Origin of the sequence: Novosphingobium mathurense, from assembly GCF_900168325.1 — a bacterium.
GTDB lineage: Bacteria > Pseudomonadota > Alphaproteobacteria > Sphingomonadales > Sphingomonadaceae > Novosphingobium > Novosphingobium mathurense.
In genome coordinates this window covers 96,881-116,368 of record NZ_FVZE01000002.1, presented here as the reverse complement: position 1 = coordinate 116,368, position 19,488 = coordinate 96,881, and the positions used below count along the sequence as shown (strand labels likewise).

At 64.1% G+C, this 19,488-nt stretch carries 20 protein-coding genes and 1 pseudogene; 9 read left to right on the top strand and 12 right to left on the bottom strand.

Annotated elements, in window-relative coordinates:
- Window positions 1-91 precede the first annotated feature (91 nt).
- Together B5483_RS07390 and B5483_RS07385 are read left to right on the top strand one after the other, a co-directional pair.
- On the top strand, window positions 92-1,312 hold the full coding sequence (locus tag B5483_RS07390) for a DUF445 domain-containing protein (protein ID WP_079729965.1): 1,221 nt from the start codon (window positions 92-94) through the stop codon (window positions 1,310-1,312).
- Window positions 1,303-1,845 (top strand): GNAT family N-acetyltransferase, encoded by a 543-nt coding sequence (locus tag B5483_RS07385; RefSeq protein ID WP_079729964.1) that lies wholly within the window; start codon window positions 1,303-1,305, stop codon window positions 1,843-1,845. Before B5483_RS07390 ends, B5483_RS07385 begins: the two co-directional genes overlap by 10 nt.
- A gap of 22 nt (window positions 1,846-1,867) precedes the next feature.
- Here the strand turns inward: B5483_RS07385 and B5483_RS07380 are convergent, their stop codons facing one another.
- The 4 genes from B5483_RS07380 to sucC all read right to left on the bottom strand — a co-directional run bounded on the left by B5483_RS07380 (window position 1,868) and on the right by sucC (window position 6,003).
- Window positions 1,868-2,746 (bottom strand): TonB family protein, encoded by an 879-nt coding sequence (locus B5483_RS07380; RefSeq protein WP_079729963.1) that lies wholly within the window; start codon window positions 2,744-2,746, stop codon window positions 1,868-1,870.
- Between the two features lie 116 nt (window positions 2,747-2,862).
- Window positions 2,863-3,792, bottom strand: coding sequence for an electron transfer flavoprotein subunit alpha/FixB family protein (locus B5483_RS07375; RefSeq protein ID WP_079729962.1), 930 nt, complete (start codon window positions 3,790-3,792; stop codon window positions 2,863-2,865).
- Between the two features lie 29 nt (window positions 3,793-3,821).
- On the bottom strand, window positions 3,822-4,568 hold the full coding sequence (locus B5483_RS07370; RefSeq protein ID WP_054948484.1) for an electron transfer flavoprotein subunit beta/FixA family protein: 747 nt from the start codon (window positions 4,566-4,568) through the stop codon (window positions 3,822-3,824).
- Between the two features lie 235 nt (window positions 4,569-4,803).
- Entirely contained in the window at window positions 4,804-6,003 is a 1,200-nt protein-coding gene (gene sucC, locus B5483_RS07365) for an ADP-forming succinate--CoA ligase subunit beta (RefSeq protein ID WP_054944669.1), read from the bottom strand.
- Between the two features lie 174 nt (window positions 6,004-6,177).
- On the opposite strand from sucC, the gene B5483_RS07360 reads away from it, so the two are divergent.
- Both B5483_RS07360 and B5483_RS07355 read left to right on the top strand, forming a co-directional pair.
- Window positions 6,178-6,972 carry a 3'(2'),5'-bisphosphate nucleotidase CysQ gene (locus B5483_RS07360; RefSeq protein ID WP_054944668.1) on the top strand — a complete coding sequence of 265 codons (795 nt, stop codon included), beginning with the start codon at window positions 6,178-6,180 and terminating at the stop codon, window positions 6,970-6,972.
- Window positions 6,973-6,989: 17 nt separating this feature from the next.
- On the top strand, window positions 6,990-7,169 hold the full coding sequence (locus tag B5483_RS07355) for a hypothetical protein (RefSeq protein ID WP_054944667.1): 180 nt from the start codon (window positions 6,990-6,992) through the stop codon (window positions 7,167-7,169).
- Between the two features lie 6 nt (window positions 7,170-7,175).
- Here the strand turns inward: B5483_RS07355 and B5483_RS07350 are convergent, their stop codons facing one another.
- The 4 genes from B5483_RS07350 to B5483_RS07335 all read right to left on the bottom strand — a co-directional run bounded on the left by B5483_RS07350 (window position 7,176) and on the right by B5483_RS07335 (window position 10,224).
- Window positions 7,176-7,601, bottom strand: coding sequence for a 23S rRNA (pseudouridine(1915)-N(3))-methyltransferase RlmH (locus tag B5483_RS07350; RefSeq protein WP_054944674.1), 426 nt, complete (start codon window positions 7,599-7,601; stop codon window positions 7,176-7,178).
- Window positions 7,602-7,724: 123 nt separating this feature from the next.
- The gene (gene rsfS / locus B5483_RS07345) at window positions 7,725-8,123 is read right to left on the bottom strand and encodes a ribosome silencing factor (RefSeq protein ID WP_369799491.1); all 399 of its coding nucleotides are present in this window, start codon (window positions 8,121-8,123) and stop codon (window positions 7,725-7,727) included.
- 113 nt (window positions 8,124-8,236) lie between these two features.
- Entirely contained in the window at window positions 8,237-8,971 is a 735-nt protein-coding gene (locus B5483_RS07340; RefSeq protein WP_369817861.1) for a nicotinate-nucleotide adenylyltransferase, read from the bottom strand.
- Window positions 8,935-10,224, bottom strand: coding sequence for a glutamate-5-semialdehyde dehydrogenase (locus tag B5483_RS07335; RefSeq protein WP_079729961.1), 1,290 nt, complete (start codon window positions 10,222-10,224; stop codon window positions 8,935-8,937). The genes B5483_RS07340 and B5483_RS07335 overlap by 37 nt, the downstream gene beginning before the upstream one ends.
- Before the next feature lie 294 nt (window positions 10,225-10,518).
- On the opposite strand from B5483_RS07335, the gene B5483_RS07330 reads away from it, so the two are divergent.
- Window positions 10,519-11,655 carry a peptidoglycan DD-metalloendopeptidase family protein gene (locus B5483_RS07330; RefSeq protein WP_079729960.1) on the top strand — a complete coding sequence of 379 codons (1,137 nt, stop codon included), beginning with the start codon at window positions 10,519-10,521 and terminating at the stop codon, window positions 11,653-11,655.
- A 1-nt stretch (window position 11,656) separates the two neighbouring features.
- Window positions 11,657-12,067: a bactofilin family protein gene (locus tag B5483_RS07325; RefSeq protein ID WP_054944664.1), complete on the top strand. Its 411-nt coding sequence runs from the start codon at window positions 11,657-11,659 to the stop codon at window positions 12,065-12,067.
- 53 nt (window positions 12,068-12,120) lie between these two features.
- Here B5483_RS07325 and B5483_RS07320 read toward each other — a convergent pair whose 3' ends face one another.
- The 4 genes from B5483_RS07320 to B5483_RS07305 all read right to left on the bottom strand — a co-directional run bounded on the left by B5483_RS07320 (window position 12,121) and on the right by B5483_RS07305 (window position 16,491).
- Window positions 12,121-13,806, bottom strand: a complete 1,686-nt coding sequence (locus B5483_RS07320; protein WP_079729959.1) for a long-chain-fatty-acid--CoA ligase — start codon at window positions 13,804-13,806, stop codon at window positions 12,121-12,123.
- 127 nt (window positions 13,807-13,933) lie between these two features.
- On the bottom strand, window positions 13,934-14,635 hold the full coding sequence (locus B5483_RS07315; protein WP_079729958.1) for a DUF1013 domain-containing protein: 702 nt from the start codon (window positions 14,633-14,635) through the stop codon (window positions 13,934-13,936).
- A gap of 203 nt (window positions 14,636-14,838) precedes the next feature.
- Complete coding sequence (locus B5483_RS07310; RefSeq protein WP_079729957.1) at window positions 14,839-15,456, bottom strand: glutathione S-transferase family protein; 618 nt, start codon at window positions 15,454-15,456, stop codon at window positions 14,839-14,841.
- Window positions 15,457-15,513: 57 nt separating this feature from the next.
- Window positions 15,514-16,491 (bottom strand): NAD(P)H-quinone oxidoreductase, encoded by a 978-nt coding sequence (locus B5483_RS07305; RefSeq protein ID WP_369817860.1) that lies wholly within the window; start codon window positions 16,489-16,491, stop codon window positions 15,514-15,516.
- Between B5483_RS07305 and B5483_RS23750 the strand changes: the two are divergent.
- From B5483_RS23750 to clpA, 3 genes and pseudogenes are all read left to right on the top strand, one after another.
- Window positions 16,463-16,525: pseudogene (locus B5483_RS23750) on the top strand (hypothetical protein); the annotation flags it as partial. The gene B5483_RS07305 and the pseudogene B5483_RS23750 sit on opposite strands and share 29 nt — an antisense overlap.
- Before the next feature lie 77 nt (window positions 16,526-16,602).
- Window positions 16,603-16,821 carry a DUF1192 domain-containing protein gene (locus B5483_RS07300; protein ID WP_054944660.1) on the top strand — a complete coding sequence of 73 codons (219 nt, stop codon included), beginning with the start codon at window positions 16,603-16,605 and terminating at the stop codon, window positions 16,819-16,821.
- A 125-nt stretch (window positions 16,822-16,946) separates the two neighbouring features.
- Window positions 16,947-19,319, top strand: a complete 2,373-nt coding sequence (gene clpA, locus B5483_RS07295; protein ID WP_054944659.1) for an ATP-dependent Clp protease ATP-binding subunit ClpA — start codon at window positions 16,947-16,949, stop codon at window positions 19,317-19,319.
- Window positions 19,320-19,488 lie beyond the last annotated feature (169 nt).

Genomic DNA, 19,488 nt, shown 5'->3' with positions numbered 1-19,488 from the left:
CAGGGCAAGGAAACAGGGAACCTTGCAGGGCACGGCGCGTAAGACTGGAGTGGTGACGCCAGACAGACCGAGGGAGGATCGCGCAAGGCGCATGCGCCTGTTCGCGACAGGGTTGCTGCTGTTGATGGCCGTGTCCTTCATGGTCCTGCGGCGCCTTTCTGCCCTCTATCCCAACTGGGACCCGGTGCTGGGCTATGCAATCGCGTTCACCGAGGCCGCAATGGTCGGCGGCCTCGCCGACTGGTTCGCGGTCACCGCGCTTTTCCGTCGCCCGCTGGGCCTGCCGATCCCCCACACCGCCATCATCCCGGTCAACAAGGACCGCATTGCCGATTCCATGGCGAACTTCCTGCGCGACAATTTCCTGACGCCGCAGGTCGTCGCCCGGCGCCTGCATGGCTACAACCTTGCCGCGAGCGCCGGTGCCTTCCTCGCCGATCCGCGCCGCGAGGAGCAGTCGCGCCTGCGGGCTGGGGCTGCGGGGCTATTCGCCGATATCCTGGAATCGCTCGACCCCGACCAGATGGGCGGCATGGTCAAGGCGGGCCTGCGCAGACAGCTCTCCAGAATCGATCTCGCGCCGCTGCTGGGCCAGATCCTTGCCAACGCTATCGCCGACAAGCGCCATCTGCCGGTGCTGGAATCGGTGCTGCGCAAGATCGGCGAGGCCATAGAGGCCAACGAGCCGATGATCCGCGAGATGATCCATCAGCGCGCCAATGCGATCATGCGCTGGACCGGGCTCGACGAACGCCTTGCCAACGGCGTGCTCGACGGCGCCTATCGCCTGCTTGCCGAAGTGATCGTCCAGCCCGATCACCCCTTGCGCGCCAAGATCGACGAATCGCTCGGCCGCCTTGCCGACGATCTGCGCCACGATCCGGCGATGCGCGCCAAGGTGGAGCGGATCAAGAACGAGTTGATCGAGAACCCGGCCATGGCGGCCTGGCTTGACGCCATGTGGGAACGCGCCCGCGAGGCGCTGCTTCGCGCGGTGCGCAATCCGGACAAGGCACTCTCCGGCAGCCTGGGCGATTCGATTTCCCAGTTGGGCCTTGCCCTCGGTGAGGACCAGCGCCTCCAGGCCCTCGTCAATCGCTTCGCCCGCAGGACCCTGGTCGGCGTGGCTTCGCGCTACGGCTCGGAGATCGTCCGGCTGGTATCCGAAACCGTGAAACGCTGGGATGCCAAGACCGTCTCGGACCGGATCGAAGGCGCCGTCGGTCGGGACCTGCAGTTCATCCGCGTCAACGGCACCCTTGTCGGCGGGCTGGTCGGCATGGCAATTCACACCGTGGAACGATGGCTGTGAACACAGGGAAACCTTTTCTGACCACCGGGCGCTACGACTTGTGGCAACCGGGACCGGGCGATCTCGAGGGGCTGGTGCGCCTGCTCGAGGGCAAGGACATGACCCGTTTCCTGGGGCCTGCGCGCGCGGACTACTTCTCGCAATTCGAACGACTGAGCCGCAATACCGGCAGCTGGGCGCTCTACGGCTATGGCACCTTCTACGTCCGCAAACGCGGCGAGGCCGAACTCATCGCCAATTGCGGCATCTTCCATTCCTGGCGCGGCTTCGGCAAGGGCATGGACGACGTGCCCGAAGCGGGCTGGATCGTGCGCCAGGACCACTGGGGGGAAGGTCTCGCCGGCGAAGTCATGGGCACGGTGCTGCCCTGGTTCGACAGGGTCCATGGCAAGCGCCGGATCGCCTGCATGATCGAGGAAGGCAATACCCCTTCCGAACGCCTCGCCACCCGCCTCGGCTTCAAGCACTACGGACAGCACGAAGCGGAAGACGGCAAGACGATCCTCAACCTCTTCGAGCGCCTGCCGGAGTGATCGGTCGGAACGGTACTCCGCACTAGTGCATCAGGTACAGTATGGTCTGCTGATAGAACGACGGCGTCGGCTGACCCTTTGCGTTCAGCGCGGGCTCAAAGGCGGTTTCCCGGATAATCTGGCAGGCAAGTTCGTCGAATGCCCTTTCACTGTAGGATTGGGTCACTTCGCACTTGGTAGGCATCCCATGGGCATCGATCATCGCGCGGACGTTCACCCGTCCCTGCCGACCGGTCATCGCCATCCCGAGCGGATAATGCGCGCTAATCCGCCTGACCATTTTCTCGACGCTTTCCGGCTTGGTTGGACGTGACAGGGTTGCCTGCACTTTCGGGTCGAGCCCCCAGCTCTCCATCATCGCGTCGACGCATTGCCGTATTGCCTTGAGCGGGGCATCCATTTTCCCTGTATGCAGGACGATGCGGCGCGGCCCGGAAATGAGCGCAATGCGATCGACCGCCTTTTCGAATTCCGGGTCCGGATCGGGGCTGACTGTGAGCCCTTCCTCCTCAAACTCGGTTTTCCTCCGTTCGAACGCTCCGGAAAACAGGAATGACTTACCGTATCCTTCCAGATTGCCCGCCTGAAGCCGGTCGATCGCTAGCGTTTCACCGGGGCCGAAGGCAATGCCTGCATTGGCACCCGAACGGATGCCGTTGAGGTCCTTGCCCGCCAGCGAAAACTCGAAGTGGTTGCGCGAACCATAGCTGTGCATGCGCAGGAGAAAGGGACTCTCGTCGGTGCCGAACTTGCGCAAGAGCATGCAGGCCTTGTCCGCATAGTTGACCACCCATTTCGATGCGGGTTCGAGCATGACCTCTTTCGCCCGCACAGGTGCAGTCATGCCGCCGGTCAGGAGGACCAGACAGTAGCTCCACAAGATCGTCAAACGTATCGGCATGCGCACAAGCTCCAGAACCAGGGATCATCCGGTCAGCTTCGGGCGCGGTCAGACAGAAAAAGACCCCCGGAAGCAAGCCTCCGGGGGTCTCTGTCATAAATCGTTGGAAACAGGCCTCAAAGCTTGCCGGTGAGTTCCGGCACGGCGTTGAAGAGGTCTGCGACGAGGCCAATGTCGGCGACCTGGAAGATCGGGGCGTCCTCGTCCTTGTTGATGGCGATGATGGTCTTGGAGTCCTTCATGCCGGCAAGGTGCTGGATCGCGCCCGAGATGCCCACGGCAATGTAGACTTCGGGTGCCACGATCTTGCCGGTCTGGCCGACCTGGTAGTCGTTGGGCACGTAGCCCGCATCGACTGCGGCGCGGCTGGCGCCCACGCCGGCGCCGAGCTTGTCGGCGAGCGGCATGATGTATTCCTCGAAAGTCGCCGCGTCCTTGAGCGCGCGGCCACCCGAGACGACGATCTTCGCGCTGGTCAGTTCCGGACGCTCCGACTTCGCCAGCTCGGCGCCCACGAAGCTCGACAGTCCGGCATCGCCCGGACCCGCAACGTCTTCGATAGCCGCCGAACCGCCGGTGGCGGCCGCCTTCTCGAAGGCCGTACCGCGCACGGTGATCACCAGCTTGGCGTCGGTGCTTTCGACCGTGGCAATCGCGTTGCCGGCATAGATCGGACGGGTGAAGGTCTTCTCGCCCTCGACCGAGAGAATGTCCGAGACCTGCATCACGTCGAGCAGCGCGGCGACGCGCGGCGCGACGTTCTTGCCGGTGGTGGTCGCCGGGGCGACGAAGGCATCGTGATCGGCCATGAGGTCGGCGATCAGCGGCGCGACGTTCTCGGCCAGGCCATGCTCGTAGGCGGCGTTGTCGGCGAGGTGGACCTTGCCCACGCCGGCGATCTGCGCGGCCGCCTCGGCGACGGCGCGGCAACCCGAACCGGCAACGAGAAGGTGGACTTCACCCAGCCTGGCAGCCGCGGTGACAGTGGCGAGCGTCGCGTCCTTGAGCGACGCATTGTCGTGTTCGACCCAAACAAGCGTCTTCATGAGTCTTGTATCCTTTCCCGGCCGTGCCCTCAGGCGACGCCCATTTCCTTGAGCTTGGCAACGAGGGCATCGACGTCGGGCACCTTGATGCCCGCCTGACGCACCGGCGGCTCGGAGACCTTGAGGGTCTTGAGACGCGGAGCGATGTCGACGCCGAAGTCGGCAGGCGTCTTGCTGTCGAGCGGCTTCTTCTTCGCCTTCATGATGTTGGGCAGCGAAGCGTAGCGCGGCTCGTTCAGGCGCAGGTCGGTGGTGACGATCGCGGGCATCGCCAGCCTGACGGTCTCCAGACCGCCGTCGACTTCGCGGGTCACGGCAACGCTGTCACCGTCGATCTCGACCTTGCTGGCAAAAGTGCCCTGCGGACGGCCCAGCAGCGCGGCCAGCATCTGGCCGGTCTGGTTGGAGTCGTCGTCGATGGCCTGCTTGCCGAGGATGACAAGGCCGGGGTTCTCCTCGGCGACGATCGCTTTCAGGATCTTGGCAACGGCCAGCGGTTCGACTTCCGCGTCGGTCTCGACGAGAATCGCCCGGTCCGCTCCCATGGCGAGCGCCGTACGCAGCGTTTCCTGCGCCTTGGCCGGGCCGACCGAGACCGCAATGATCTCTTCCGCCTTGCCCGCTTCCTTCAGGCGAATGGCTTCCTCGACAGCGATCTCGTCGAAGGGGTTCATGCTCATCTTGACGTTGGCAAGATCAACGCCGGTACCGTCGGACTTCACCCGCGGCTTCACGTTGTAGTCGATCACCCGCTTTACCGGGACGATGATTTTCATGCGATTCGGTCCTCTCTAAGGTCGGGACGGCAAATTTAACCGCGCAATTAAACTATACCGGGCTCGCTATTGCGCCCCCCGCACCTCGCGTCAAGCCCCTCGAAACGACAGATGCTCGAGAGTCCATGCATGCGATGCCGTTCGCAACGCGCCGGAACCCTACATGCAGAAACGGCGGGGGTCGCGAAACCCCCGCCGTTCCTTGATCCGTCGTGCGATAATTCGCTTGGAATTATCAGGCGGCGCTCTTCACTTCCGCGACGATCTTCTTGGCAGCATCGCCAAGGTCGTTGGCGGGGACGATCGGCAGGCCCGAATTGGCCAAGATGTCCTTGCCCTGCTGGACATTGGTGCCTTCGAGGCGGACGACGAGCGGAACCGAGAGGTTCACTTCCTTCGCCGCGGCAATGATGCCCTCGGCAATGACGTCGCACTTCATGATGCCGCCGAAGATGTTCACGAGGATGCCCTTCACGTTGGGGTCCTTGAGAATGATCTTGAAGGCCGCAGTCACCTTCTCGGTGGTGGCGCCGCCGCCCACGTCGAGGAAGTTGGCCGGGAACGAGCCATTGAGCTTGATGATGTCCATGGTCGCCATGGCAAGGCCGGCGCCGTTGACCATGCAGCCGATGTCGCCATCGAGCTTGATGTAGGCAAGGTCGTACTTCGAGGCTTCGATTTCCGCCGGGTCTTCCTCGGTCTCGTCACGCAGGGCGAAGACGTCGGGGTGACGGTAGAGAGCGTTCGAGTCGAAGCTCATCTTGGTGTCGAGAACCAGCAGCTGGCCGTCCTTGGTTTCGACCAGGGGGTTGATCTCGAGCATGTCGCAGTCGAGCGCCATGAACGCCTCGTAGATCTGCTTGGCGATCTTCTGGGCCTGCTTGTTGAGATCACCGCTCAGCTTGAGCGCATAGGCGACCGCGCGGCCGTGGTGCGGCTGGAAGCCTTCGGCAGGGTCGATGGTGACGGTGGTGATCTTTTCGGGGGTCGAGTGCGCGACTTCCTCGATGTCCATGCCGCCTTCGGTCGAGGCGATCATCGCGACGCGGCCCGAGGCGCGGTCGACGAGCATCGAGAAGTAGTATTCCTTGGCGATGTCGACGCCATCGGTCACGTAGAGGCGGTTGACCTGCTTGCCGGCTTCACCGGTCTGCACGGTGACAAGGGTGTTGCCGAGCATTTCCTTGGCGAAGGCTTCGACTTCCTCGATCGACTTGGCAAGGCGCACGCCGCCCTTCGCGTCGGGACCGAGTTCCTTGAACTTGCCCTTGCCGCGGCCACCGGCGTGGATCTGGGCCTTCACGACATAAAGCGGTCCGGGCAGCTGCTTGGCGGCGGCAACCGCTTCTTCAACCGTGAGAGCGGCGATGCCGGCGGGAATGCCCACGCCATACTTCGCAAGCAGTTCCTTCGCCTGATATTCGTGAATGTTCATAAGAAGAATCGCTTTCTGCTGGAGTGTCCTAGGGAAGGCGCGGGGAGCCCCGTATTTTGCCGGGCCGCATAAGCACATCCCTGCGCGCTTGAAAAGTCCTGAACCCTGCGCAATTTCATAGGTGGGACGCAACACACTCGGGAAACATGATTCCCGTCAACCGATTGCTTGAAGATGATTGACCGCGGCAAACTCGAATCCATCGTGCGGGAGGCAGGACGCCTCGCCCTGGCCGGCTGGCCGGGTGACGGGCATGCGCTCAGGCACTGGGAAAAGACGCCGGGAAGCCCGGTCTGCGACGCCGATCTGGCAGTCGATGCCTTTCTCAAGAAGGAGTTATCCGCCCTGCTGCCGTCCGCCGGTTGGCTGTCCGAGGAAACCGCGGATGCGCCCGATCGCCTGCGCGAACAGCTGGTATGGCTGGTCGATCCGATCGACGGAACGCGCGATTTCATCGCCGGACGGACCGGCTGGGCCGTCTCGGTCGCTCTCGTCAACACCCGCCGCCCACTCTTCGGTTATCTTTACGCCCCTGCCCGCCGCCGGGAGGATGGCGGCGAATTCTGGCAGGCCGAGGCGGGCAAGGGCAGCTGGCGCAACGGCACGCGACTCGCCGCAAGCGTCCGCGATTCCCTTCCCGGCGCGCGGGTTCCGGCCAAGAAACTGGCCTCCGAGGATGCCGATCTGACGCTCGTGGAACAGCCCAACTCGATTGCCTTGCGCATGGCGATGGTTGCCGCTGACGAGGCCGACCTGCTCGCCTCGCTGCGCTGGGGCTTCGAATGGGACATTGCCGCAGCCGGACTGATCGCCCGCGAAGCAGGCGCGACGGTCACCGACGCCTTCGGCAAGGCGCTCAATTACAACAAGCACGATCCGCGCGCCTTCGGCGTGCTCGTCACCTCGTCGGCGATTCACGCCGATGCCGTGACCCGACTCGCCGATCGCGCCCGCCGATTCTCGGCCTGAGGCACAAAAATCGGCCCATGTTCGCTATCGGTTGCCTGCTGCCCGTCCTGCTTTTCGTCGCAGGCGCCGTTGTGGGGGCCATGCTTGGAGGCAATACCGGCTCGATCTGGGGCGCGGGGCTCGGGTTCGCCGTCGGGCTGATCGTTCCCGTGATAGTGCTTCTCTTCGCCCGCAAGGGGCGCGAACGCGGCGGCTGATCGCCCTCACCCCGACCGGTGATAGGGGTGCCCGGCGAGAATCGCGGTCGCCCGCCAGAGCTGTTCGGCCAGCATTGCCCGGGCCATGAGATGCGGCCAGGTCATCTTTCCGAAGCACAGCAGGTGATCCGCCCGGGACCTGGCCTCGTCGCCATGGCCGTCGGCAGCGCCGATCAGGAACCGGCATTCGCGCACGCCTTCGTCACGCCACCGGCCGAGCAGCGCGGCGAATTCCTCGGACGACATCGCCTTGCCCCGCTCGTCGAGCAGGACCTCGCGCACGGGAGTCTGCACCGGGGGCGGGACCTTGCCGCCGATGTCGGGCAATTCGCTGTGCTTGAAAGGCCAGGTGATCCGCTTGGCATAGCGATCGAGCAGCTCGGCTTCCGGCGAGCGGGCGATCTTGCCGCGAGCGATGATATGCAAAAGCATGGCGTTGGCGCGCACTGTCCCACGGGACGCTGGCGCGTCTCAAGTTCCTTTCGCGAGCCCGGCCGGTGTTCTCCCGGACCGGGTCTATCCTCTCAGGCCGTCGTCAATGGACCGATTCGACCCTCAGGCTGCGCCCGAGGGACCATCGAAGCCCCACATCCGTTCGAGGTTGTAGAAGCTGCGCACTTCCGGACGGAAGAGATGGACGATCACGCCACCCGCATCGACGAGTACCCAGTCGGCTGCCGGCAGGCCCTCTACGCGAGGATTGCCGAAGCCGCCCTGTTTCAGACGTTCGCCGAGTTTCTGGGCCATCGCGGCCACCTGCCTCGTCGACCGGCCGGAAGCGATCACCATGTAATCGGCGATGCTCGACTTGCCTTCGAGATCGATCGTAACAAGGTCCTGCGCCTGGTCGTCATCCAGGGACTGCAGGACCAAGGCCAATTGCGGGTCGTCGCTGTCGACCATGGCCGGGGGCGTTGCGCCGGTTGTAGCCGGCTGTATCTGTGCCTGTGGCATCTAGTTCGGTACTGCTCCTTTCAATGACCGTCCCGGCGCGATGGCAAACATCCCGCCGCAGACAATCAGGTTTTCGAGGGGATGGATTCGCAGCAGAGAAGGGCAAGGCCCAGTCACGCTGCATCTCCGGGAATCGGGCGGTGCGTGACACCGTCCCGAAAGCGACCGTTGCGCGAAAGGCCGTTCGACGGCTTTCGGGCCCAGTCCGGATCAGCCCGGCGTATCGCCGTTGCCGACCGCGTATCGGGGTCGAATCGCAATGTCACCAGCGCAGGCGCGCTCCACCTTTCCGGACCTCTGAGACTGGATCGGGGCCTCCGGAACTTCCCCAGCCAGGCCATCGCGGGGCTCGCGAAGGCAGGCCCATCATACCCCGGACGGGCAATTACCGCAATCGGCATGAGTCGGGCCAGCTCGCGCCAGTCCTTCCAGCGGTGCAGCTGGGCGAGATTGTCAGCCCCCATAAGCCAGACGAAGCGGCGTTTCGGATAGCGCTGAAGCAGCTTCCGAAGCGTGTCGACGGTGTAGCGCGTGCCCAGTTCGCGCTCGATCGCGGTTACGCGAATCCGCGCTCGCAGCGCCTGGCGCCGGGCCGATGCTACCCGCGCTGCCAGCGGCGCCATCCCCGCCCTGGGTTTGAGCGGGTTGCCCGGAGAGACCAGCCACCAGACTTCGTCCAGCCCCAGCGCCTCCATGGCGAACAGGCTGATCCGCCGATGACCGCCGTGCGCCGGGTTGAAACTGCCGCCCAGCAGGCCGGTAACCGGCCCGGACCGCCCGCTGCCGCCCGCCTTGCTCGGGACTGTCCCGGTCAGGGCCGGGCCTGTCCGGTTCCGCGCACCTGCCACTTGTAGGTGGTCAGCCCTTCGAGCGCGACCGGGCCGCGCGCATGGAGACGGCCCGTGGCAATGCCGATCTCGGCGCCAAGACCGAACTCGCCGCCATCGGCGAACTGGCTCGACGCATTGACCATGACGATGGCGCTGTCGGCTTCCGCGAGGAAGCGCTCGGCCGCCGCTTCATCGGCAGTGATGATCGCGTCGGTGTGATGCGAGGAATGCATCGCGATGTGATCGAGCGCGGCATCGAGACCGTCAACGACCGCAACCGAGAGCACCGCGTCGAGATATTCGGTGTCCCAGTCTTCCTCGGTCGCCGGCAGAATCCGCGGATCGAGCGCGCGGGCGCGAGCGTCGCCGCGCAGTTCGCACCCGGCATCGAGCAATGACGTCACGACGTCGCGCGATCCGGGGAACTGGGTATCGAGCAGCAAGGTTTCCATCGCCCCGCAGATCCCGGTCCGCCGCATCTTGGCGTTCAGCGCGACGCTGCGGGCCATTTCCGGATCGGCGGCGGCATGCACATATGTGTGGCAGATGCCATCGAGATGGGCGAGCACCGGCACGCGGGCGTCGGCCTGGACCCGCGCGACAAGGCTCTTGCCGCCGCGCGGCACGATCATGTCGATCAGGCCGGCTGCGGTCAGCATCGCGCCGACGACGGCACGGTCCTGCGTCGGCACGAGCTGGATCGCCGCCGCGGGAATGCCGACGCTCTCCAGCCCCTTGGCCATCGCGGATTGAATCGCGCGATTGGAATGCAGCGCCTCGCTACCGCCACGCAGCAGCACGGCATTGCCGGAGCGCAGGCACAGGGCCGCGGCGTCGGCCGTCACGTTGGGGCGGCTTTCATAGATGATTCCGATCAGGCCGATCGGGATGCGTACGCGGCTGAGCTGCAAGCCGTTGGGCCGCTCGGTCTTCTCGATCACCTGCCCGACGGGATCGGGCAAGGCAGCGACCTGGTCCACGGCATCGGCGATACCTGCAAGGCGCGCCGGATCGAGCCGCAAGCGATCGAGCATCGCACCGGTCAGGCCCTTGGCTTCACCGGCTGCGATGTCGATCGCATTGGCTTCCAGAATTGGCGCTTCCGATTCCCGCAGGGCTGCAGCCGCAGCGCGCAGCGCCTCGGCCTTCTGGGCATCGCTGAGCCGGGCAAGAACGCGCTGGGCGGCGCGACCCTCGCGAGCAATGCGCGCGACAAGCACTTCGGGCGTTTCGGCATCGGTCGTGCCGGCGATTGTGGTCTCTACGGTCATGGGCGCGAACTAGCACCGAAGCGGCCGCGTGTCACCGATCCCGCGTGGTAACCAAATTGGTGCAACATGGCTTAATGGTTAACCGTATGTGGGAACAGAGAAACCATTCTTGACAAGAACCGCGCAATTCCGGGCAAAGGCCCAAAGGCGGGTTCCATCAGGTCATCGCAACGAGGGCTCGACTCACCCCGAATCTGCAGCCCTTTAAGGTCAGTGGATTCGCATTTTGGGCCCCTCCCTGCTAGTTGCCGCGGCCGGGACTGGGAAAACAATAGTTTAACGAGCGGGGTCGTTTTGAACTTCACATCAGCCGGGGCGTGGCTTTCACGCCTTAGGGCCAAATTTCCGGATCGCGAGTTTATCATGCGGTCAGACGGACAGGTCCGTTTCATCCGCATTTCCTCTGCCATGCAGCTCAGCGCTGTGGGCGGCGCAGTGTTGCTGGCAACGGCCTGGTGCGGCTCGATGGGCGCGGTGGCGTTCGAACGCTGGTCCGCGACGAGCGAGCAGGCCGAACTGCTCGACCGCGAAGCCAAGGTCGCCACGGCCGAAAGCCGAGTCGCCAAGTACCGCGACGGCATCGATGAAGTGACCTCCGATCTTGCGCGCCGCCAGAAGTTCATCGAACAGATGGTGGAAGCCCACATCGGCGACCTGCCCGATGACAAGGCCGAAGGCGAAGCCGTTTCCGACAGCAGGCAGGAAACCGTGAAGACCGTCTCCAAGGTCAGCGCCGTCCTGCCCGAGGCTTCGGAACTGGCTCATATCGAAGCCGAGCAGCTCGCCTTCGTCGAACGCCTGACCAGTTATGCCGACCGCCGCGCCGAATCGGCATCGAAGGCCATCCGCAAACTCGGCCTCAATCCCAACACGATCATCGCCGGCTCGCGCCGCGCCGAAGGTGGTCCGCTGCTGCGCCTCGCCACCGGCAAGGACGGTTCGCTGGATCCGCGGTTCAAGCGCCTGGGTGTCAGCCTTGCCCGCATGGACGCTCTGGAAAACGGCCTTGCCTCCATCCCGCAGGTGAAGCCGGCCAAGGTCGCATACGTTTCCTCCAGCTACGGCTATCGCTCCGACCCGTTCACCGGCGGAGCAGCCTTCCACGCCGGCCTCGACTTCCCCGGCCCGAAGGGATCGCCGATCTACGCCGCAGCCAAGGGCAAAATCACCTTCGTCGGTGGCCGTCAGGGTTACGGCAACTGCATCGAGATCAGCCATGGCAATGGCCTGATGACCCGTTACGGCCACCTTTCGGCCTTCAAGGCCAAGGTCGGCCAGAAGGTCGATGCCGGGACGGTCATCGCTGCCATGGGCAGCACCGGTCGCTCGACCGGTTCGCACCTTCACTTCGAAGTCCGTGTCAACGGCCGGCCGGTGAACCCGCGCCCGTTCCTCGAGGCTGCCACCAATGTTCAGCAAGAAGCCCGCTAATATGGCCAAGTCGAATGCGAGCCCGCGTCCGTCCAACGGTTCGACGTTCTCGATGCTGGGCGCCGACACCAACATCGTCGGCAATATCGAGGCTTCGGCGGACCTGCACATCGACGGACGGATCGAAGGCGACATCACCTGCAACGCTCTGGTCCAGGGCGAAGCGAGCGAGATCGTCGGCGCCGTAAAGGCGGAAACGGTCCGCATCGCCGGCACCGTTCGCGGCACCATCGCCGCGCGCGAGGTCGTCATTCTCAGGACCGCGAAGATCGACGGCGACGTGGCCTACGATGCCCTGACCATCGAACAGGGCGCCCGCCTCGACGGCCGCCTGAGCCCGAGCGGCGGCCACATGCCGCCAGCCTTCGGCAACGCAGACGAAGCGCAGGTCGCCCTCGAAGCGGCCGAATAAGAACGCAATTGCAGAAATCAGGGCAGGCCGCTCCCGCTGGAGCGCCTGCCTTTTTATTTGCCCAGCACTTCGGCCCGCAGCGCCTTGCGGTCGAGTTTGCCGACCATCGTCTTGGGCAGCGAATCGCGCAGCACAACCTTATCGACGCGCTCATGCTTGCCGACCCGCTCGTTGAGCCAAGCGGCAATCTCTTCGGCGCTCGTCGCCTCACCCGTTTCGGCAACGACGTAAGCGCGTGGGACTTCTCCGTGATAATCGTCGGGCACGCCCAGCACCATCGCCTCGCGCACTGCGGGGTTGGCGAGGAGCACTTCCTCGACCTGGCTGGGAAAGACCTTGAATCCGCCGACTGCGATCATGTCCTTGCTGCGGTCGATGAGGTGGACGTAGCCGTCCTCGTCGATCGTCGCGATGTCGCCGGTGCGCAACCAGCGCTTGCCATCCAGTTCGACGAAGACCTTGGCCCCGGCCTCGGGCCGGTTCCAGTACCCGACCATGACCTGCGGCCCGTTGATCGCCAGTTCACCCGGCTCTCCCGATGCTGCCTCGCGCGTGGGATCGTCCTTGTCGAGCAGGCACAGGTCCGTGCCGGGCATGGGGTGGCCGATGGTTCCCGGCCGCTCCGGCCCGTCGAAAGGATTGGTCGCGACGACCCCGGCGGCCTCGGTCAGCCCATAGCCTTCGACAAGGGTCGCGCCGCTCGCCTTCTCGAAGCGCGCCTTGACCGGCCCCGGCAAAGGCGCGCCGCCGGAAATGCAGGTGAACAGGCTGGAGAAATCGGTGCGAGCCATGTCGGGATGATCGAGCAGCGCCTGGTACATGGTCGGCACACCGGGCATCGCGGTCGCCCTCACCCGTTGCAGCGTGGCCAGGCATTGCCCCGCATCGAAGCGCGGCAGCATGGCGATGGTCCCGCCATCGTAGACCGTGCGATTGAGTACCGTCGCATTGGCAAAGACATGAAAGAAGGGAAGGACACCCACGATCACGTCGCGCGCATGGGCATGGGGATCGATTTCCTCGATCTGCCGGGCGTTGACCGTGAGATTCTGGTGGGTGAGCATCGCGCCCTTGGGCGTTCCGGTCGTACCCCCGGTATATTGCAGCATCGCCAGGTCGGTCATCGGGTCAATCTCGACCGGCGCGGGTTCGCCATCGTGCAGCAGGTCGTTGAATTCGAACACGCAGTCTTCGCGCGGGATTGCAGCGATGTCCTTGCGGCGGAACAGACGCAGGCCCAGGCCCTTCCAGAACGGCAGCATGCTGGAAAGACGGGCGACCACCAGCCACTCAAGCGCGGATTCCCGGTGCACCTTGCACGCCGTCGGCAGGAGAGCCGGAACGTCCAGCGTCACCAGCAGGCGCGCGCCCGAGTCGGCGACTTGCGCCTCCAGTTCCGTGGCCGTGTAGAGCGGCGAGAAGTTGACGACGGTGACGCCCGCCATGAACGCGCCGAAGTAGGCCGAAAGATAACAGGGCACATTGGGCAGGAACAGACCGATCCGGTCACCCTTGCCGAGACCGAGAGACTGCAACCCGCGGGCGAAGCGGCGCGCCTCTTCGTCGATCTGCCGATAGGTGAACGCGCGCCCGAGAAAGTCGGCTAGGACACGTTCGCCATAGGCGGCCACACTGCCGGCAAACATCTGCGGCATCGCAAGCGGAGCGAAGTCCTGCTGCCAGTTGCACGGGTGCGCGTAACGTTCCCGCCAGACTTTGGGGCCGATCCTCTCGTTCATGAGAGCAGTGTGAAGCGTCACCGGTCCTGCGACAAGGGCGATGCAGCCTATGCAAACGAATGCAGCGGGGACGACCGGTCAGTCATCCCCGCTGCTCTTGTTCTCATCCCCTGGGGGAGAAGAAAGCTTATTCGCCGTTTTCCGCTTCGGCTGCGCGCTTGGCTTCGAGCCATGCGGCGGCTTCGGCTTCCTGCGCGGCTTCGCTGGCAGCCTTGACGGCAGCCTCGCGCTCGGCGCGCAGTTCCTCGATCAGGGCCTCGCGGTCGTCGACCAGACGCTCGTCACTGACGACTTCGTCCTCGATGCCGGCCTTCTTGGCGGCCTTGGCTACAATCGCGTCAAGCTCTCGCTGCGAGCACAGGCCGAGGGTAACCGGGTCCTTCGGCGTGATGTTGGCGATGTTCCAGTGCGAACGGTCGCGGATCGCGGCGATGGTGTTGCGCGTCGTGCCGATCAGCTTGCCGATCTGCGCGTCCGACACCTCGGGATGGTTGCGCAGGATCCAGGCGATACCGTCCGGCTTGTCCTGGCGCTTCGAAACCGGGGTGTACCGCGGTCCCTTGGTGCGGCTGACGGTGACCGGCACCTTGTGCATCTTGAGCTTGTACTCGGGGTTCTTCTGACCCTTTTCGATCTCGTCCATGGTCAGCTCACCAGCGCGAACGGGATCGCGCCCGGTGTACTTGCTGGAGGCAAGATCATCGGCCATCGCCTGCACTTCAAGCATGTGCAGGCCGCAGAATTCGGCGATCTGCTCGAAAGTAAGGGCAGTATTGTCGACCAGCCAGGAGGCGGTCGCATGCGGCATGAGCGGTGTCGGCTGGCTCATTGTTCTGGATCTCCGACGAACTTTGGCAAGTAGCGCAAATAATAAGGGCCGCCCCTTCGCGGAGCGGCCGTTCCGGACCCGATTTAGGTGAAAGTTCCGGATTCGGCAAGCACGATGCCCGAGAATCGCGCATTCTCGGCTCAAGGCCTGCAAGCGAGGTCGGCAAGACGGTCCGATCAAGCCGGCGTCGGCCTTGTCAGAAGTCAATCCATCCGAACGTAACCGGGAAGCCCAGAGATGCGTTCGAGCCAACGGCAGATTGCCGGATAATCGTGCAGGCGAAAGCCGCCTGCCTCGCAGACGTGGGTATAGGCATAGAGCGAAACGTCGGCGAGACTCGCGCTGCTGCCGACAAACCAGTCGTGCACGCCGAGGTGCTGTTCCATCACCGAAAGGGCCGCCTCTCCCCCTGCCCGCTTCGCCATGATCTGGTCGCGCTGCATGGGTGTGAGATTGGCCTCGCCGACGAAGCAGAGCCAGAATCGCAGGGTCGCGATATTGGGTTCGTGATTGTACTGCTCGAAGAACATCCAGCGCAGCATGTCGGCCCGTTCGAACCGGTCCACTGGCACAAGGCTTGAACCCTCGGCGAGATACCAGCAGGCCGCATTGCTTTCCGGCAGGAACCTGTCGCCGATCTGGAGAACCGGAATCCGGCCGTTGGCATTGACGTTCGCCAGAAACTCCGGCGTGCGCGTTTCGCCGTTCATGATGTCGTAGAGGCGCCGCTCCAGCGGCACGCCGAGCATGGCCGCAGTAAGGCGGATCTTGTAGCAATTGCCGCTGCGCGGATCCTCGTGAAGGATCAGATTACCGCTCAATCCCGCCTCCTTCCTGTCTACGAGAAGCGGCGCTGCCCGCTGCGCGATGTCATGACGTCACGCAGCGAGGACGATCTTCCCGATATGGTCTCCCGATTCCATGTGGGCATGTGCCTTGGCAGCTTGGGCCAGCGGAAACTGCCTGTCCATGATCGGGCGCAAGGACCCGTCAGCCACCAGCGACCAGACATTCGACAGGATTTCCTGTGCCAGCAGCTCCTTGAACGTGTCGGACCGCGGCCGCAGCGTCGAACCGGTCAGCGTGTAGCGATTGCGCATGACGATGCCCATGTTGATCTCGGCCTTGACCCCACCCTGCACCGCAATGGTCACGTGCCGCCCATCCGGGGCAAGGCACTTGAGATTGCGGGCGACGTAATCGCCGGCAACCATGTCGAGCACGAGGTTCACACCCTTGCCATCGGTAATCCGGGCAACTTCGGCGACGAAATCGGACGCCTTGTAGTCGATCGCGTGATCGGCGCCGATCTTCAGCGCCTGTGCGCACTTTTCCGCCGAGCCACAGGTCACGATGACGGTCAGGCCGAATAGCTTGCCGAGCATCGTCGCCATCGTCCCGATGCCGCTGGTCCCGCCATGGACGAGCAGGGTTTCCCCCTCGCAGGCGTATCCGCGCTCGAACACGTTGTGCCAGACGGTGAACAGAGTCTCGGGCAAGGCCGCAGCCTGGTCGAGCGGCAGGCTGGCCGGCACGGGCAGGCAGTGTCCGGCGCGGGCGATGCAGAATTCGGCATAGCCGCCGCCGGAAACGAGTGCACAGACGCGGTCTCCCTCGCCGATTTCGACGACGCCTTCCCCGACAGCGACGATCGTGCCGGAAATCTCCAGGCCCGGAATCGGCGAGGCGCCCGGCGGCGGAGGATAGTGTCCCTGTCGCTGTACGACGTCAGGTCGGTTTACTCCGGAAAAGGCAACCTGGATGAGCACTTCTCCGGGGCCTGGAACGGGTACGGAAAGCTCTTGCGGCTGCAGGACCTCGGGGCCTCCCGGCTCGAGAAATCCCATGGCGGCCATGGTCTTGGGCAGTTTAACTGACATGGCTGACTAGTTGGCACAGTCACTGGCCACAAGGAAACCACTTTGATGCATTGACATGGAGAAATTCCCGTCCGATGCTGCAGTGCAATGGACGATGATGATCGACCGCGGCGGCGGTCGTCCGAGGACAACCTCGGCGCAGCCAGCCTCCTCGCCAGCGAAAGCCTGGATCGCTATTCGCTGGACGAACTCGATGCACGTGTCGCCCTTCTTCAGGAAGAGATCGACCGCATAAAGGCGCACCGTCAGAAGGCTTCGGCGCACATGCAGGCGGCCGAGTCCCTGTTCAGGCCAAGGACATCGTGATGGCGGCAGGTTCCCAACGTGAACCTCGCAAGCGCCCTGAGTGTTCCTATATGGAACCTGAAACCAGTTTTCGTCCAAAAACTCCCCTGCAAGGAGAGTCCCACTTCGCAATGAAAGTGTCCTAGATGCCCAGTTTTGCGCAAAGCCTAGAAAAGACCCTGCACTCCGCGCTGTCACACGCGTCCGAGCGGAGCCACGAGTATGCGACTCTCGAGCACTTGCTGCTCGCGCTGATCGACGATCCGGACGCGGCACAGGTCATGCAGGCTTGTGGCGTGGATCTCGGCGATCTGGGCGATGTCGTGCGGCAGTATCTCGACCAGGAATATCAATCGCTGAAAACCGAGGAAAAGGGCGATCCCGCCCCGACCGCCGGGTTCCAGCGGGTGATCCAGCGCGCGATCCTGCATGTGCAATCGTCGGGCAAGGACACCGTGACGGGCGCCAACGTACTCGTCGCACTGTTCTCCGAACGAGATTCCTACGCGGTCTATTTCCTGCAGCAGCAGGACATGAGCCGGCTCGATGCGGTCAGCTACATCAGCCACGGCATCGGCAAGGGCGGCAAGCGAATCGAAGACCGCAGCCCCAAGGGATCGGAAGAGCAGACCCCGACACCGGAAGAAAAGGCCGAGACCAAGGCCGCCAACAAAAAGGACTCGGCGCTCGACCAGTTCTGCGTCAACCTCAACGAAAAGGCACTTGCCGGTAAGGTCGACCCGCTGATCGGGCGCGGCCCGGAAGTGGATCGCACGATCCAGATCCTGTGCCGCCGTTCCAAGAACAACCCGCTCTATGTCGGCGATCCCGGCGTCGGCAAGACCGCTATCGCGGAAGGCCTGGCGCGCAAGATCGTCGAGGGTGAAGTGCCCGAAGTCCTGTCCGAAGCGGTGATCTACTCGCTCGACATGGGCTCGCTGCTCGCCGGCACCCGCTATCGCGGCGACTTCGAGGAACGCCTCAAGCAGGTCGTGGCCGAACTGGAAAAGATGCCGCACGCGATCCTGTTCATCGACGAGATCCACACGGTGATCGGTGCCGGCGCCACCAGCGGCGGCGCGATGGACGCATCGAACCTGCTCAAGCCGGCGCTTTCGGGCGGTACGATCCGCTGCATCGGCTCGACCACCTACAAGGAGTTCCGCAATCACTTCGAGAAGGATCGCGCCCTGCTGCGCCGGTTCCAGAAGATCGACGTGAACGAGCCGACCGTCGAGGATACCATCAAGATCCTCAAGGGCCTTCGCACGGCTTTCGAGGATCACCACGGCGTGCGCTACACGCCCGATGCGATCAAGACCGCCGTCGAGCTTTCGGCGCGCTACATCAATGACCGCAAGCTGCCCGACAAGGCGATCGACGTGATCGACGAAGTCGGTGCGATGCAGATGCTGGTGCCGCCCAGCCGCCGCAAGAAGACGATCACCGCCCGCGAGATCGAGCAGGTCATCGCGACGATGGCGCGCATCCCGCCCAAGTCGGTCAGCTCGGACGACAAGAAGGCGCTCGAGAATCTCGAACGGGACCTGAAGCGCGTGGTCTTCGGCCAGGACAAGGCGATCGAGGTCCTCTCGACCGCCATGAAGCTGAGCCGCGCCGGCCTGCGCGATCCGGACAAGCCGATCGGCTCGTTCCTGTTCTCCGGCCCGACCGGCGTCGGCAAGACCGAAGTCGCCAAGCAGCTCGCCACGATCATGGGCATTCCGATGCAGCGCTTCGACATGTCCGAGTACATGGAGCGTCACTCGGTCAGCCGCCTGATCGGCGCACCTCCGGGGTACGTTGGGTTCGACCAGGGCGGCCTGCTCACCGATGCCATCGACCAGCAGCCGCACTGCGTCCTGCTGCTCGACGAAATCGAGAAGGCGCACCCCGACCTGTTCAACATCCTCCTGCAGGTGATGGACAACGGGAAGCTGACCGACCACCACGGCAAGACCGTCGATTTCCGCAACGTCGTCCTCATCATGACGACCAATGCGGGCGCTTCGGACATGGCGAAACAGGGCATCGGCTTCGGCGACACCTCGAAGGCCGACGCCGGCGAGGAAGCCGTGAAGCAGATGTTCAGCCCCGAGTTCCGCAACCGTCTCGATGCCATCGTGCCCTTTGCCTATCTGGCCAAGGAAACGATCAGCCGGGTCGTGGACAAGTTCATCCTCCAGCTCGAACTGCAGCTGGCCGACCAGAACGTCCACATCCAGTTCGACTCCGATGCCCGCGAATGGCTGGGCCACCGCGGTTACGACCGCCTCTACGGTGCCCGCCCGATGGCGCGGGTCATCCAGGAGCGGGTCAAGCAGCCGCTGGCCGAGGAACTGCTGTTCGGCAAGCTCGCCCATGGCGGAGAGGTCCACGTCTCGGTGAAGGAAGACGCGCTCAATTTCGAGCTGACGCCCGCCCCGCCGAAGGAAACGAAGGCCAGGAAGAAGAAGGCACCTGCCAAGAAGTCGGTCCGCAAGACCGGGCCCCAGCCGGAAGAGAACACCGACGACTGAGGCTACACGGCACGGGCGATGCAAGGGGGCGGGCGCCGAGAGGTTCCCGCCCCCTTTCGTGTGCGCCCCTCACTTCGTCCAGTTCCGGTCTGCGAGACGATCCGCCACGGTTTGACCGCGATCAAGTTCCACGTGAAACGCATCGGCTATGCGACAGGAATAGCCCCCA